The organism is Mycobacterium sp. 1245111.1, assembly GCF_001673405.1.
Lineage (GTDB): Bacteria > Actinomycetota > Actinomycetes > Mycobacteriales > Mycobacteriaceae > Mycobacterium.
Map to the genome: position 1 here is coordinate 1 of NZ_LZLV01000007.1, position 14,781 is coordinate 14,781.

General features: G+C 65.4%; 15 protein-coding genes and 2 tRNA genes. 12 read left to right on the forward strand and 5 right to left on the reverse strand.

Annotated features, from left to right (window positions below; genetic code table 11):
- Positions 1 to 12: 12 nt before the first annotated feature.
- Positions 13 to 156: a 50S ribosomal protein L34 gene (gene rpmH, locus A5658_RS27260; protein ID WP_070355130.1), complete on the reverse strand. Its 144-nt coding sequence runs from the start codon at positions 154 to 156 to the stop codon at positions 13 to 15.
- 573 nt (positions 157 to 729) lie between these two features.
- Here rpmH and dnaA point away from each other — a divergent pair.
- The 10 genes from dnaA (at position 730) to A5658_RS01720 (ending at position 11,710) form a co-directional block, all read left to right on the forward strand.
- Positions 730 to 2,232, forward strand: coding sequence for a chromosomal replication initiator protein DnaA (gene dnaA, locus A5658_RS01680; protein WP_067330307.1), 1,503 nt, complete (start codon positions 730 to 732; stop codon positions 2,230 to 2,232).
- Between the two features lie 585 nt (positions 2,233 to 2,817).
- The gene (gene dnaN, locus A5658_RS01685) at positions 2,818 to 4,014 is read left to right on the forward strand and encodes a DNA polymerase III subunit beta (RefSeq protein WP_067330310.1); all 1,197 of its coding nucleotides are present in this window, start codon (positions 2,818 to 2,820) and stop codon (positions 4,012 to 4,014) included.
- A 7-nt stretch (positions 4,015 to 4,021) separates the two neighbouring features.
- Positions 4,022 to 5,179, forward strand: a complete 1,158-nt coding sequence (gene recF / locus A5658_RS01690; RefSeq protein WP_067330313.1) for a DNA replication/repair protein RecF — start codon at positions 4,022 to 4,024, stop codon at positions 5,177 to 5,179.
- Positions 5,180 to 5,183: 4 nt separating this feature from the next.
- A complete protein-coding gene (locus A5658_RS01695; RefSeq protein WP_067330316.1) occupies positions 5,184 to 5,753 on the forward strand; it encodes a DUF721 family protein in 570 nt (189 codons plus the stop codon).
- A gap of 221 nt (positions 5,754 to 5,974) precedes the next feature.
- Positions 5,975 to 7,987 (forward strand): DNA topoisomerase (ATP-hydrolyzing) subunit B, encoded by a 2,013-nt coding sequence (gene gyrB, locus A5658_RS01700; protein WP_067330378.1) that lies wholly within the window; start codon positions 5,975 to 5,977, stop codon positions 7,985 to 7,987.
- 56 nt (positions 7,988 to 8,043) lie between these two features.
- A complete protein-coding gene (gene gyrA, locus A5658_RS01705; RefSeq protein WP_067330320.1) occupies positions 8,044 to 10,551 on the forward strand; it encodes a DNA gyrase subunit A in 2,508 nt (835 codons plus the stop codon).
- A 47-nt stretch (positions 10,552 to 10,598) separates the two neighbouring features.
- Positions 10,599 to 11,366, forward strand: a complete 768-nt coding sequence (locus tag A5658_RS01710; protein WP_067330381.1) for a DUF3566 domain-containing protein — start codon at positions 10,599 to 10,601, stop codon at positions 11,364 to 11,366.
- 58 nt (positions 11,367 to 11,424) lie between these two features.
- A tRNA-Ile gene (locus A5658_RS01715) sits at positions 11,425 to 11,498 on the forward strand.
- Between the two features lie 26 nt (positions 11,499 to 11,524).
- Positions 11,525 to 11,647: a hypothetical protein gene (locus A5658_RS29050; protein ID WP_255361302.1), complete on the forward strand. Its 123-nt coding sequence runs from the start codon at positions 11,525 to 11,527 to the stop codon at positions 11,645 to 11,647.
- Positions 11,638 to 11,710, forward strand: a tRNA-Ala gene (locus A5658_RS01720). The genes A5658_RS29050 and A5658_RS01720 overlap by 10 nt, the downstream gene beginning before the upstream one ends.
- On the opposite strand, the gene A5658_RS01725 is transcribed toward A5658_RS01720, so the two are convergent.
- Entirely contained in the window at positions 11,701 to 11,910 is a 210-nt protein-coding gene (locus tag A5658_RS01725; RefSeq protein ID WP_067330324.1) for a hypothetical protein, read from the reverse strand. The two genes, A5658_RS01720 and A5658_RS01725, sit on opposite strands and share 10 nt — an antisense overlap.
- A 2-nt stretch (positions 11,911 to 11,912) precedes the next feature.
- A complete protein-coding gene (gene cwsA / locus A5658_RS01730; protein ID WP_067330328.1) occupies positions 11,913 to 12,338 on the reverse strand; it encodes a cell wall synthesis protein CwsA in 426 nt (141 codons plus the stop codon).
- A 76-nt stretch (positions 12,339 to 12,414) separates the two neighbouring features.
- Between cwsA and A5658_RS01735 the strand changes: the two genes are divergently transcribed.
- The gene (locus A5658_RS01735) at positions 12,415 to 12,963 is read left to right on the forward strand and encodes a peptidylprolyl isomerase (protein WP_067330384.1); all 549 of its coding nucleotides are present in this window, start codon (positions 12,415 to 12,417) and stop codon (positions 12,961 to 12,963) included.
- A gap of 77 nt (positions 12,964 to 13,040) precedes the next feature.
- Here A5658_RS01735 and A5658_RS01740 read toward each other — a convergent pair whose 3' ends face one another.
- Entirely contained in the window at positions 13,041 to 13,457 is a 417-nt protein-coding gene (locus A5658_RS01740; RefSeq protein ID WP_067330331.1) for a PH domain-containing protein, read from the reverse strand.
- Between the two features lie 155 nt (positions 13,458 to 13,612).
- The gene (gene crgA, locus A5658_RS01745) at positions 13,613 to 13,894 is read right to left on the reverse strand and encodes a cell division protein CrgA (RefSeq protein WP_067330334.1); all 282 of its coding nucleotides are present in this window, start codon (positions 13,892 to 13,894) and stop codon (positions 13,613 to 13,615) included.
- A gap of 89 nt (positions 13,895 to 13,983) precedes the next feature.
- Here crgA and A5658_RS01750 point away from each other — a divergent pair, with 89 nt between their 5' ends.
- Entirely contained in the window at positions 13,984 to 14,766 is a 783-nt protein-coding gene (locus tag A5658_RS01750) for a DUF881 domain-containing protein (RefSeq protein WP_067330338.1), read from the forward strand.
- Positions 14,767 to 14,781: the final 15 nt, after the last annotated feature.

Genomic DNA, 14,781 nt, shown 5'->3' on the forward strand with positions numbered 1-14,781 from the left:
CGGAACGAGGAATCAGGCAGTCAGCGAGCGACGGCCCTTGCTACGCCGACTCGACACGATGGCCCGGCCGGCACGGGTCCGCATGCGCAGCCGGAAACCGTGCACGCGGGCACGGCGCCGGTTGTTCGGCTGGAAGGTCCGCTTGCCCTTTGCCACGATTCTCTCCTTGCTGCATCTGGCATCGCGCCCGACCCGGTCCCCCGTGCCGGTGGGTCATACGTGGACCCACGACGCCTCGATAGGCTTTGTGTCTTGCTGGTAGCCGGCGCGCGCTGGCGGTCTCAGTGTCCGAATCGCAGCCGTATCGCCTACTTTCGGGCGACTGTATGAGGGTACTGACCGGCGTTCGCGCGGTCAAACCACACTGAAACCCACACCGACCCGGTGCCGATCTTTAACTGCCGTCACACCCGCCACCGGGTCGGCGAGCAATCTTCCACAACCGGTTCGAAATGTTGCAGAACGGTTGGCCGGGAGCGACGAAAACTGTTAGCTTCGGTCGGTGCTGTTTCACACTGAAACGGCGCTAGACAACGAAGCAAGGATGGCAGATCGGCCTCCTAGCCAGCTGAGTTCTACTGGCCGCCTCGAGCGCCGATCCCGCGGGCTATCAGGGGTGAGTGGCCGCTCGCCGGTCGCTGTCCTGTCCACACCTGTGGATAACGGTGTGGACAGTTCGTTGTCGGAACTATCAGTAGAACTATTACGTCATTTCAGGGGGACCCGTCGTTGACCGAGGACCCCGGATCAAGTTTCGCGACGGTCTGGAGTGCGGTCGTCTCGGAACTCAATGGTGAGCTTCCGCCGGACGGCACCGCCCTCAACGGCGAACCGTACGTCCCGCCGCTGACACCGCAGCAACGAGCGTGGCTCAACCTGGTGCAGCCACTGACGATCGTCGAAGGTTTCGCACTACTGTCCGTGCCGAGCAGTTTCGTGCAGAACGAAATCGAACGACACCTCCGCACCCAGATCACCGAGGCCCTGAGCCGACGGCTCGGCCAGCAGATCGAGCTGGGCGTCCGTATCTCGCCCCTGGCCTCCGATGACTCCGATGACCGGACCAACGCCGCATTCGACGAGGCACTCGACGACCTTGATGAGATCGACGAAGACGGCGAGGCCCTCGCCAGTGCACATCAGAGCTGGCCGTCGTATTTCTCCGAGCGGCCGCACAGTCAGGCCGCCGACGCCGCGGCGGGCTTGAGCCTGAATCGGCGCTACACCTTCGACAGCTTCGTCATCGGTGCGTCTAACCGGTTCGCGCACGCGGCGGCGCTGGCGATCGCCGAAGCACCGGCCCGGGCCTACAACCCCCTCTTCATCTGGGGCGAATCCGGTCTGGGCAAGACCCACTTGTTGCACGCCGCCGGCAATTACGCCCAGCGGCTTTTCCCGGGGATGCGCGTCAAGTACGTCTCCACCGAGGAATTCACCAACGACTTCATCAACTCGCTGCGTGACGACCGCAAAGTGGCTTTCAAGCGCAGCTACCGCGATGTCGACGTGCTCCTGGTCGACGACATCCAATTCATCGAAGGCAAGGAAGGTATCCAGGAGGAGTTCTTCCACACCTTCAATACGCTGCACAATGCCAACAAGCAGATCGTCATTTCCTCCGACCGACCGCCGAAACAGCTTGCGACACTTGAAGATCGGTTGCGAACGCGATTCGAGTGGGGTCTGATCACCGACGTCCAGCCACCGGAGTTGGAGACTCGTATCGCCATTTTGCGCAAGAAGGCGCAGATGGAGCGGCTCAATGTCCCCGACGATGTTCTCGAGCTGATCGCCAGCAGCATCGAACGCAACATCCGCGAGCTCGAGGGCGCGCTGATCCGGGTGACGGCGTTCGCGTCGCTGAACAAGGCGCCGATCGACAAGTCCCTCGCCGAGATCGTGCTGCGCGATCTCATCGCCGATGCCAGCACCATGCAGATCAGTGCCGCGACGATCATGGCCGCCACCGCCGAGTACTTCGATACCACGGTCGAGGAACTACGCGGCCCCGGCAAGACCCGGGCCCTCGCACAGTCACGGCAGATCGCCATGTACCTATGCCGGGAGCTGACCGACTTGTCGCTGCCCAAGATCGGGCAGGCATTCGGTCGTGACCACACCACCGTGATGTACGCGCAAAAGAAAATCCTGTCCGAGATGGCCGAACGTCGTGAAGTCTTCGATCACGTCAAAGAGCTCACGACTCGGATACGTCAGCGTTCCAAGCGCTGATCGTCTCGGCGCCACAGCGTCGAGTGGCCTGTAATCACACCCGTTTTCGGCTTTTGCCGTCCGCTACCGACATTTCGTCACGTGGAATTTCAAAAAACTTCCGACTCGTCGGTACCACCAGTCACAGCCCGGGACTGTGGATACCCCTGTGCGTAAACTGCTCACACCTGCCGTACAAGCAGCCGCTCCGTCCACAGTCGCGAGCGCTCCCCAACCGGTGCACACGCACCACACAATCCGTCCTCGTGTCATACACAGCCCCGCTGGCATCCTCAGCAGCGCAGACGCCATGCTGTCCACAATCTGCACAGGCCTTAATACTGTTATTGAGTTATCTACCTAGTTTGTCCTTCAGAAAAGGCCGTTGGGGACGAGCCGTTCCACACCCCGGATCGGAGCTCCGAAAGACCTCGAAGGCACTGCTTCCGATTAGCTTTCAAGATGGCGTCCGACGCTCTACGGTTGTGGTTCGACAGCCGGTTCGGCCGTCGCAATGATTACGGGCACGGGCGTCCGTCGGCGGGAATCACGAGGAATGGAACTGCTGAAGCTAGCCCTGTTGTTCGAGGTGATTGAAGGGACGCAATGGACGTGGCGACGACCACCGTCGGCCTGACCGACTTGAAGTTCCGCCTGGTGCGGGATGACTTCGCTGACGCAGTCGCGTGGGTGGCGCGAACGCTGCCATCCCGGCCAACGGTGCCGGTGCTGGCCGGCGTGCTGCTGACCGGCTCCGACGACGGTTTGACAATCTCGGGATTCGACTACGAGGTGTCCGCCGAGGTTCGTCTCGCGGCTGAAATAGCCTCTCCCGGAACAGCTTTGGTATCAGGACGGCTGCTTTCGGACATTACCCGGGCACTGCCGAACAAGCCGGTCGACGTGCAGGTCGAGGGCACCAGGGTTTCGCTGGCCTGCGGAAGTGCGAAGTTCTCGTTGCCGACGATGGCCGTCGAGGATTATCCGACGCTGCCGACATTGCCCGATGAGACCGGTGCGCTGTCGGCCGATGTCTTCGCCGAGGCAATCGGCCAGGTGGCGATCGCCGCCGGCCGGGATGACACGCTGCCTATGCTGACCGGGATCAGGGTCGAAATCTCAGGTCAGTCAGTGGTTTTGGCCGCGACCGACCGCTTCCGGCTGGCGGTTCGTGAGCTCACCTGGTCGGCCGCGGCACCTGACGTCGAGGCGGCGGTGTTGGTGCCGGCCAAGACGTTGTCCGAGGCCGCCAAGAGCGGAAGCGACGGCGCCGAGGTGCATTTGTCACTGGGCGCGGGTGCGTCGGTCGGCAAGGACGGACTGCTCGGCATCAGCGGAAATGGCAAGCGCAGCACCACCCGGCTGCTCGACGCGGAGTTCCCGAAGTTTCGGCAGTTGCTGCCCAGCGAACACACGGCAGTCGCCACCGTAGGGGTCGCGGATTTGAGCGAGGCGATCAAGCGTGTGGCGCTGGTCGCCGACCGCGGCGCCCAGGTCCGGATGGAATTCTCCGACGACACGCTTCGGTTGTCGGCCGGAGCCGATGATGTCGGTCGCGCCGAAGAGGATGTCCCGGTGGAATTCGCCGGCGAACCGCTGACCATCGCGTTCAATCCGACGTATCTGACCGATGGACTGAGCTCACTGCATTCCGACCGGGTGTCGTTCGGGTTCACCACACCCAGCCGTCCCGCGGTACTGCGGCCGGCCGGCGACGACGCGCCACCCACCGACGGCGGACCCTTCCCGGCGCTGCAGACGGATTACGTCTACTTGCTGATGCCGGTTCGCCTGCCTGGGTAGTCGTCAGGTGTACGTGCGCCATCTCGGCTTACGTGACTTTCGGTCCTGGGCGAACGTCGAACTCGAATTGACACCTGGCCGGACGGTATTTGTCGGGTCAAACGGCTTCGGCAAGACGAATCTTGTTGAGGCCCTGTGGTATTCGTCCACGCTCGGATCGCACCGAGTCGCTACCGACGCGCCACTGGTACGTGTCGGTGCGCAGCGGGCGGTGGTGTCGACCATCGTGGTGAACGAAGGCCGGGAATGCGCGGTGGACCTGGAGATCACCGCCGGCCGGGCCAACAAGGCGCGGTTGAATCGCTCCCCGGTGCGCAGCCCACGTGAAATCGTGGGCGTGCTGCGGGCGGTGTTGTTCGCGCCCGAGGACCTGACGTTGGTTCGCGGCGACCCCGGCGACCGCCGGCGATACCTGGACGATTTGGCCGCCGTGCGGCGCCCACGGGTGGCGGGGATCAGAGCCGACTACGACAAAGTGCTGAGGCAGCGGACCGCGCTGCTGAAGTCCGCGTCCGGCGCGCGATTCCGCGGCGACCGCGGCGCGCTGGAGACCCTCGATGTGTGGGACGGCCATCTGGCCACCCACGGTGCTGAATTGATGGCCGCCCGAATGACTTTGGTGAACGAGCTGGCCCCGGAGGTGCAGAAGAGTTATCAGCTGCTGGCACCGGCGTCGCGACCCGCGTCGATCGCGTATCACGCCGGCATCGACATCGAGCCCGACCGCCCCGATGTCGACATTCTGCGGGAGGCGCTACTGGAGAAAATGGCCGCGCGCCGCGACGCGGAACTGGAACGCGGCGTGTGCCTGGTGGGCCCACACCGCGACGACCTAGAGCTACGGCTCGGCGAGCAACCTGCGAAAGGCTTTGCCAGCCATGGGGAATCGTGGTCGATGGCCCTTGCCCTGCGCTTGGCCGCCTATGAATTGTTACGCGCCGAGGGCAGCGATCCGGTGCTGCTACTCGACGACGTCTTCGCCGAGCTCGACACCGCCCGCCGCGCCGCGCTCGCCGCGGCCGCCGCGTCGGCGGAACAGGTGTTGGTGACGGCGGCGGTTGTCGACGATATTCCGCGCGAATGGTTGGCCGACCGGATCGACATCACGCTGAGGGACGACGACACGGGCCCGGTGTCGGCGGTAGTCGCGGCTGAACAGGAGTAAGGCAGTGGACCCCGACGACGAAACACCCGAATCCGACCCGCGACCGCCCGAGCACCTCGGCGAGATAAAAGGGATGGATCTGGTGCGACGGGTCCTGGAAGAAGCCCGCGGCGCGGCGCGGACCCAAGGCAAGGATGTGGGCCGTGGCCGACGCCTTCCGCCGACCCGCCGGGTGGCCGGCACCAGCCGTCGGCGCTGGTCCGGCCCGGGTCCCGACACCCGCGATCCCCAGCCGCTGGCCAGCGCCACCCGCGATGTCGCGAAAAAGCAAGGCTGGTCGTCGCGGGTGGCGGAGGGCGCGGTATTCGGGCAGTGGTCGAAAGTGGTCGGCGCGCAGATCGCCGAGCACGCGGCACCGACCGGATTGCGCGACGGCGTGCTTTCCGTGACGGCCGAATCGACGGCCTGGGCCACCCAATTGCGGCTCATCCAGGCTCAGGTGCTGGCCAAGATCGCCGCGGAGGTCGGCGACGGGGTGGTGTCCAGCTTGCGGATCACCGGTCCGACGGCGCCGTCGTGGCGTAAGGGCCCGCTGCATATCGCCGGGCGGGGGCCGCGCGACACCTACGGATGACCGCGGCGGGCCATTCCGCTCAGGGCCGTCACAATGCGAAAAAGTCGCGCGTCAAGCGTCAGGACGCAGGACAGATCGAAAAATTCCGCACACGGCGCAGATAGCTGTGTAGAAACGCCCTCGCAGAATCGGTCCGGAAGGCACTTGACGGTAGACTGACTGTGATCCGCGCGCGATCGGAGAATCGCGCGCTCGCGAACCCCAAGGAGAGCGTTCCGCTAGTGGCTGCCAAAGAACAGTACGGTGCCGATTCGATCAAGGTCCTCGAGGGGCTGGAGGCCGTCCGGAAACGCCCGGGTATGTATATCGGCTCGACCGGCGAGCGAGGGCTGCACCACCTTGTCTGGGAGGTGGTCGACAACGCGGTCGACGAGGCCATGGCGGGATTTGCCACCAAGGTCGACGTTCGGATTCTGGAAGACGGCGGAGTCGAGGTCACCGACGACGGCCGAGGCATCCCGGTCGCCATGCACGCGACCGGCATTCCGACCGTCGACGTCGTGATGACGGTCCTGCACGCCGGCGGCAAGTTCGAAGAGGGCGCCTATCAGGTGTCCGGCGGACTGCACGGCGTCGGTGTCTCGGTGGTGAATGCGCTGTCGAGCAGGCTCGAGGCCGATATCCGTACCGACGGGTTCGAGTGGTTTCAGACCTACGACAACTCTGTGCCCGGCACGCTGAAGAAGGGTGACAAGACCAAGGAGACCGGTACCACGATCCGGTTCTGGGCCGACCCGAACATCTTCGAGACCACGAACTACGACTTCGAGACCGTCGCCCGACGGCTGCAGGAGATGGCCTTCCTCAACAAGGGCCTGACCATCACCCTGTCCGACGAGCGGGTGACCAAAGAAGAGGTGGTCGACGAGGTCGTCAGCGATACCGCCGAGGCCCCGAAGTCCGCGGAAGAGAAGTCCGCGGAATCCGTTGCGCCGCATAAGGTCAAGCACCGCACCTTCCACTACCCCGGCGGGCTCGTGGACTTCGTCAAGCACATCAACCGCACCAAGAACCCGATCCATTCCAGCATCGTCGACTTCTCCGGGAAGGGTCCCGGGCACGAGGTCGAGATCGCGATGCAGTGGAACGGCGGCTACTCGGAGTCGGTGCACACCTTCGCCAACACGATCAACACCCACGAGGGCGGCACCCACGAAGAGGGTTTCCGCAGCGCGCTCACCACAGTGGTCAACCGCTACGCCAAAGACAAGAAGCTGTTGAAAGACAAGGACCCCAACCTCACCGGCGACGACATCCGAGAGGGCCTGGCCGCGGTGATCTCGGTCAAGGTGGGTGAGCCGCAGTTCGAGGGCCAGACCAAGACGAAACTGGGCAACACCGAAGTCAAGTCGTTCGTGCAGAAGATCTGCAACGAGGAACTGCAGCACTGGTTCGACGCCAACCCCTCGGACGCCAAGACCGTCGTCAACAAGGCGGTGTCGTCGGCGCAGGCCCGGATCGCGGCACGCAAGGCGCGAGAGTTGGTGCGCCGCAAGAGCGCAACCGATTTGGGTGGACTACCCGGCAAACTGGCAGACTGTCGTTCCACCGACCCGCGGAAATCCGAACTGTATGTGGTGGAGGGTGATTCGGCCGGCGGCTCGGCCAAGAGCGGTCGCGACTCGATGTTCCAGGCGATCCTGCCGTTGCGCGGCAAGATCATCAACGTCGAGAAGGCCCGCATCGACCGGGTCCTGAAAAACACTGAAGTCCAAGCGATCATCACCGCACTGGGCACCGGTATCCACGACGAGTTCGACATCTCCAAGCTGCGGTATCACAAGATCGTGCTGATGGCCGACGCCGACGTCGACGGCCAGCACATATCGACGCTGCTGCTGACGCTGTTGTTCCGCTTCATGCGGCCGCTGATCGAAAACGGCCACGTGTTCCTCGCGCAGCCACCGCTGTACAAGCTCAAGTGGCAGCGCAGCGACCCCGAGTTCGCCTACTCGGACCGCGAGCGCGACGGCCTGCTGGCCGAAGGCAGGAAGGCGGGGAAGAAAATCAACGCCGAGGACGGCATCCAGCGCTACAAGGGTCTCGGCGAGATGGACGCCAAGGAGCTGTGGGAAACCACGATGGATCCCTCGGTCCGGGTGTTGCGCCAGATCACCCTCGACGACGCCGCCGCGGCCGACGAGTTGTTCTCGATCCTGATGGGTGAGGACGTCGACGCCCGCCGCAGCTTCATCACCCGCAACGCCAAAGACGTTCGCTTCTTAGACGTTTAGCGATGTACGGCGCCCGTACACGTCTCCCCCACTGAAATCTCACCGATGAGGAATAGATGACAGACACCACGCTGCCGCCCGGCGGCGATGCCGCCGATCGCATCGAACCGGTCGACATCCAGCAGGAGATGCAGCGCAGCTACATCGACTACGCGATGAGCGTTATCGTCGGCCGCGCGCTCCCCGAGGTGCGCGACGGCCTCAAGCCGGTGCACCGCCGGGTGCTCTACGCGATGTTCGACTCGGGCTTCCGCCCGGATCGTGGCCACGCGAAGTCGGCCCGCTCCGTCGCCGAGACGATGGGTAACTACCACCCGCACGGCGACTCGTCGATCTACGACACCCTGGTCCGGATGGCGCAGCCGTGGTCGCTGCGCTACCCGTTGGTGGACGGGCAGGGCAACTTCGGCTCGCCGGGTAACGACCCGCCGGCGGCGATGAGATATACCGAAGCGCGGCTCACCCCGCTCGCGATGGAGATGCTGCGCGAAATCGACGAGGAGACAGTCGACTTCATCCCCAACTACGACGGCCGGGTGCAAGAGCCGACCGTGCTGCCGAGCCGGTTCCCGAACCTGCTGGCCAACGGTTCGGGCGGTATCGCGGTCGGCATGGCGACCAACATCCCACCGCACAACCTGCGCGAGTTGGCCGAAGCCGTCTACTGGTGCCTGGAGAACCACGAGGCCGACGAGGAGGCCACCCTCGCCGCGGTCTGCGAGCGGGTCAAGGGGCCAGACTTCCCGACCCACGGACTGATCGTCGGCTCGCAGGGCATCCATGACGCCTACACCACCGGCCGCGGATCGATCCGGATGCGCGGAGTCGTTGAGGTAGAAGAAGATTCGCGTGGCCGCACCGGCCTGGTGATCACCGAGCTGCCGTATCAGGTCAACCACGACAACTTCATCACCTCGATCGCCGAGCAGGTTCGCGACGGCAAGTTGGCCGGCATCTCCAACATCGAAGACCAGTCCAGTGACCGGGTCGGCCTGCGCATCGTCGTGGAAATCAAACGCGACGCGGTGGCCAAGGTGGTGCTGAACAACCTGTACAAGCACACCCAGCTGCAGACCAGCTTCGGCGCCAACATGCTGTCGATCGTCGACGGGGTGCCGCGCACGCTGCGCCTCGACCAGATGATCCGCCACTACGTCGAGCACCAACTCGACGTGATCATCCGCCGCACCACGTACCGGTTGCGCAAGGCCAACGAACGCGCGCACATCTTGCGCGGCTTGGTGAAAGCCCTTGACGCGCTTGACGAAGTGATCGCGTTGATCCGGGCGTCGGAGACCGTCGACGTCGCCCGGGCCGGCCTGATCGACCTGCTGGACATCGACGAAATCCAGGCCCAGGCCATCCTGGACATGCAGCTGCGCCGGCTGGCCGCCCTGGAGCGGCAACGCATCATCGACGACCTGGCCAAGATCGAGGCCGAGATCGCCGACCTCGAAGACATCCTGGCCAAGCCGGAGCGGCAGCGGGCCATCGTCCGCGACGAGCTCAAGGAGATCGCCGACAAGCATGGCGACGACCGTCGCACCCGGATCATCGCCGCCGACGGTGACGTCGCCGACGAGGACCTGATCGCCCGCGAGGACGTCGTCGTCACGATCACCGAAACCGGCTACGCCAAGCGCACCAAGACCGACCTGTACCGCAGCCAGAAGCGCGGCGGCAAGGGTGTTCAGGGCGCCGGGCTGAAGCAGGACGACATCGTGCGGCACTTCTTTGTGTGCTCGACGCACGACTGGATCCTGTTCTTCACCACCCAGGGCCGGGTTTATCGGGCCAAGGCCTACGACCTGCCGGAAGCATCGCGCACCGCGCGCGGCCAGCACGTCGCCAACCTGCTCGCCTTCCAGCCCGAGGAGCGGATCGCTCAGGTCATCCAGATCAAGAGCTACGAGGACGCGCCCTACTTGGTTCTGGCCACCCGCAAGGGATTGGTCAAGAAGACCAAGCTGACCGACTTCGACTCCAACCGATCCGGCGGGATCGTCGCGGTTAACCTGCGCGACGGCGACGAGCTGGTCGGGGCCGTGCTGTGCTCGGCCGAAGAGGACCTGCTGCTGGTCTCGGCCAATGGGCAGTCCATCCGGTTCTCGGCGACCGACGAGGCGCTGCGGCCGATGGGCCGGGCCACCTCGGGTGTGCAGGGCATGCGATTCAACGCCGACGACTACCTGCTGTCGCTGAACGTGGTCCGCGAGGGTACGTACTTGCTGGTCGCAACGTCAGGGGGGTATTCGAAGCGGACGGCGATCGAGGAGTACACCGCGCAGGGCCGCGGCGGTAAGGGCATTCTGACGATCCAGTACGACCCCCGCCGTGGCAAGCTCGTGGGAGCGCTGATCGTCGACGACGACAGCGAGGTGTTCGCGATCACCTCCGGCGGCGGCGTGATCCGGACGAAGGCCAAGCAGGTCCGCAAGGCCGGGCGTCAGACCAAGGGCGTTCGGTTGATGAACTTGGGCGAGGGCGACACACTGTTAGCCATCGCGCGCAACGCCGAAGAGGCCGAGGCCGACGACGAGTCGGGCGCCGACACCGAGGCGTAAGCGATCGCCGGCCGCTCTGGCGGCTGGGTGCACAGTTAGGAGCTGTGGTGACGTCACCGAACGAGCCGGGCCGTCCCGGACCGGGCGATAGCCCGAACGGCACCGGTGCGAACACGGCCGCGACGCCGCGCAAGCGTCCCCCGCCCCGGCCGTCGCCGCAGCAACGTCCGGCGGGCCGGGGCGCGGCGGCACCCAACGCCGAGGCACGGCTGAGCCGGTTCATCTCCGGTACCGCCGCGCCGGGCGCGGCCAAGCCGCCACCACCCGAGGCCGAGCCGGCGCCGGCTCCCCCGCCGAACGAGAGCCGGGAGACCGATGCTTACGCCAGTGAACTGCCCGACCTGTCCGGCCCGATTCCCCGTGGCGGACAACGGAAGTCGGCCGACCGCCCGGACGACAGCATGACCGCGCCGGTCCGGTCGGAAGGCCGCATCCAGGTGTCGCCGCGGACGCCGGGCCCACTACGCGCCAGCATGCAGATCCGTCGGGTCGATCCGTGGAGCACCCTGAAGGTGTCGTTGGTGCTGTCTGTGGCGTTGTTCTTCGTCTGGATGATCGCCGTCGCGTTCTTGTACTTGGTGCTCGGCGGCATGGGCGTGTGGAGCAAGCTCAACAGCAATGTCGGCGATCTGCTGAACAACACCAGCGGCAGCGCCGAGTTGGTGTCCAGCGGAACGATCTTCGGCGGCGCGGTGTTGATCGGTCTGGTGAACATCGTTCTGCTCACCGCTGCGGCAACCATCGGCGCGTTCATCTACAACTTGACCACCGACTTGATCGGGGGCGTCGAGGTGACGCTGGCCGACCGCGACTAGCGTTTTGGGCGCAGACGCTCGGGTGCGGTAATCTCGTCGCTCGTCCGTGTGCGCGTGCGGGCCTATAGCTCAGGCGGTTAGAGCGCTTCGCTGATAACGAAGAGGTCGGAGGTTCGAGTCCTCCTAGGCCCACAACCATGTGTTCGCCAAGACGTTTCGTGAAACTGGTGTTGCCGCTGGCAGCGATCGCGATGCTGGCGGTTGTCATCCGGTCTCAACAAGGCGTCGAGGTCTGGCATGTGGCCGCCGACCAGATCGATGGCCGGTCCGAGGGGCCTTAGCTCAGTTGGTAGAGCGCTGCCTTTGCAAGGCAGATGTCAGGAGTTCGAATCTCCTAGGCTCCACAACCGTCGTCAGCCAAGTAGGTGACGTCATACCACCGCCGGGACGCCTCGAAGTCCGCGGTCTCCGTCGCGCTCTCCAGCCGCACGTCGCACAGATCCGAGCGGTCCAGCCGGATGAAGGCCTCGAGTTCGGTGTCGCGCGCCTCGCCGGTCAGCGCGGCGCCCGCAAGCGCCCTGCCCCGGTAGCGATGCCAGCCCAACGTCAGGGGCGGTGGTCGACGTCGACGCTGGGCGGCAGCGGCGACGGCTCGCGCTGCTGCGAGCGGCGGACGATCGAGAACGCCACACCGCCGGCCGCAAGCACCACCACGGCGGCTCCGGCGAGCACCCACGGTCGCGGCTTACGCCGCTGTGCGCGGCGGGCCTGCGCGAGCGCTTCGGGCAAGCCGGTGACGACTTCCTGGGCAGCCGCCAGCTCGTGAACCAACGCCTCCTGGGCGTGCTGGATGTCGCGGGCCAGCCGGCCCTCCTGGTAGCGGCGCCTCAGGCTGGTCGCGCCGGCCTGAGCGGAGTGGGCGCCGAGGCCCACCAAGCCGCGGGTGACGTCGACTGGCCCGACCGCGCTGTACTGCAGACCGCGGCTCAGCCGCTCCCGTGGGGTCAGCTGGATGTGGTTCTTAGCGCGCATCTCTCGCCCTTTCGCATGACCCCCCGGGAATACGTCAGAGGCTACCGGCACCGGATGTCCAGCGGCGCGGATGGTGATGGCAGACTGTGATCCCGTGACTACCAGCCCGATTCAGACTGCCACTGCCACACTGCACACCAACCGCGGCGACATCAAGATCGCGTTGTTCGGAAACCACGCCCCCAAGACCGTCGCTAACTTCGTCGGCCTGGCCCAGGGCACCAAGGAGTACTCGACCGAGAACGCGTCCGGCGGGAGCTCCGGCCCGTTCTACGACGGCGCGGTGTTCCACCGAGTGATCAGCGGCTTCATGATCCAGGGCGGCGACCCCACGGGCACCGGCCGCGGCGGCCCGGGCTACAAGTTCGCCGACGAGTTCCACCCCGAGTTGCAATTCGACAAGCCCTACCTGTTGGCGATGGCGAATGCGGGCCCGGGAACCAACGGCTCACAGTTCTTCATCACCGTCGGCAAGACGCCGCACCTGAACCGCAAGCACACCATCTTCGGTGAGGTCGTCGAAGCGGACTCCCAGCAGGTGGTCGACGCCATCGCCACCACGGCCACCGGCCCCGGCGACCGTCCGACGGAGCCGGTCGTCATCGAGTCGATCACCATCTCCTAACCCATCGCTGGCCGCGAAACAGTAGCCAGGGCTGCGATTTCCGTCGATTCACGACCCTGGTGTCTGTTTCGCAGCGGTCAAGAACCGGCGTAACCGCGAGCGGTCAACGCGTCGAGCACCTCGAGCGGGTCGGTGTTCAGATCCCAGCGCGAGAATACGAACAGCCGGCCATCGTTGGCGTCGATCTCCAGCAGCCTCGTCTTGCGCCCGATCCGACGGAACTCGGTAATCCGAATGATCTTGATGTCGGGCCGGCGCAGGTGCTGCGGCCGGATCCAGCCGCCGATCTGCAGGCCGTCGTCGGTGATTGCCAGCTTGGGTCGCGCGCGCCATGTGCCGCCCGCAAACAAGATCAGTCCGACCGCGGAAACGGCTAGCAAAAGTCGGCCCGGCGCATCTGTGACGACGGTCACACATGTGGTAGCCATCACAATTCCGGCGAGCCCACAAGCTGCGGTTCCCGGCGCAGATGGCGCCCACTGCGTTTGCTGCATGCCCCTCCTAGGGGTGCCTACCACTACCGATGCGGTTATCCACAAGCGCTATACACAATGGGGATGAATCACACACGTGTGATCCAGACTCCCGGACGTTGCTGGCTCAGCAACCGCGCCGGTCCGGGACGGGAGGATCAAGATCAGGCTCGGCCCTACCGCCACCGCATCGTGAGCAACAAGCCACTGATCATGAAAGCAAACGCGACGGCATAGTTCCACGGCCCCAGGTTCGCCATCCAACTGAGCACCGAGGGCGCGTCAGGACCGGTGGCGGCCAGCTGGAACACCATCAGCCAGATCAACCCGAACAGCATCAAGCCGCAAAACAGCACCACGAACCACGCGCTGGACGGGCCGGCCTTGACCTTGACCGGGGTGCGGCTCACCGCACTGGCGGTGAAATCGGTCTTCTTGCGGACTTTGGACTTGGGCATTTCTACCTCGGGTATAACTCGGAGCTACGGTAGGCAGGGCAGGTGCAACGACGAGCGTAACGCACTCACCAGCAGCGGACGGAGAGCCGATGGCAGGCATCCACTGGCCGTCGTTCGGGCGCGACGACGACACGCGGCCACGCCCCTCGCTGTGGCGGGTGGGCGTTCCGGCGGTGTGCCTGTTGGCCGGCCTGCTGCTCGGGGCCACCCATGGCGTATCCCGTGGTGGCGAGATCCGACGCAGCGACGCGCCCCGGCTGGTCGACCTGGTCCGCAGCGAACAGTCCGCCGTTGACCGGTTGACGACCGAGCGGGATCGGCTGGCCACCACCATCGACTCGACCCATGGGCGATCCGCAGACGCCGCGCTGGCGGCGATGCTGCGGCGGTCGGCGCAGTTGGCCGGTGACGCCGGGTTGGAACCCATGCACGGCCCGGGTCTGACCGTCACGCTCAACGACGCGCAGCGCGATGCCAACGGCCGGTTCCCCCGCGACGCCTCTCCCGACGACCTCGTCGTGCACCAGCAGGACATCCAGGCCGTCCTCAATGCGTTGTGGAGCGCCGGCGCAGAGGCCATCCAGATGCAGGACCAGCGCATCATCGCCACCTCGGCGGTCCGCTGTGTCGGCAACACGCTCCTGCTCAACGGGCGGACCTACAGCCCGCCGTACACCGTCACCGCGATCGGCGATGCCACGGCCATGCAGGCCGCACTGGCCGCCGCTCCCCTGGTGATCCTCTACAAGCAGTACGTGGTGCGGTTCGGTCTCGGCTATACCGAGCACGCGGTTTCCGACGTCCATGTTGCGGGGCACACCGAGCCGCTGCGGATGCACTTCGCCGAGCCGGCCGGTCCGGTCAACTACTGAAGTCGCGCTAACCTG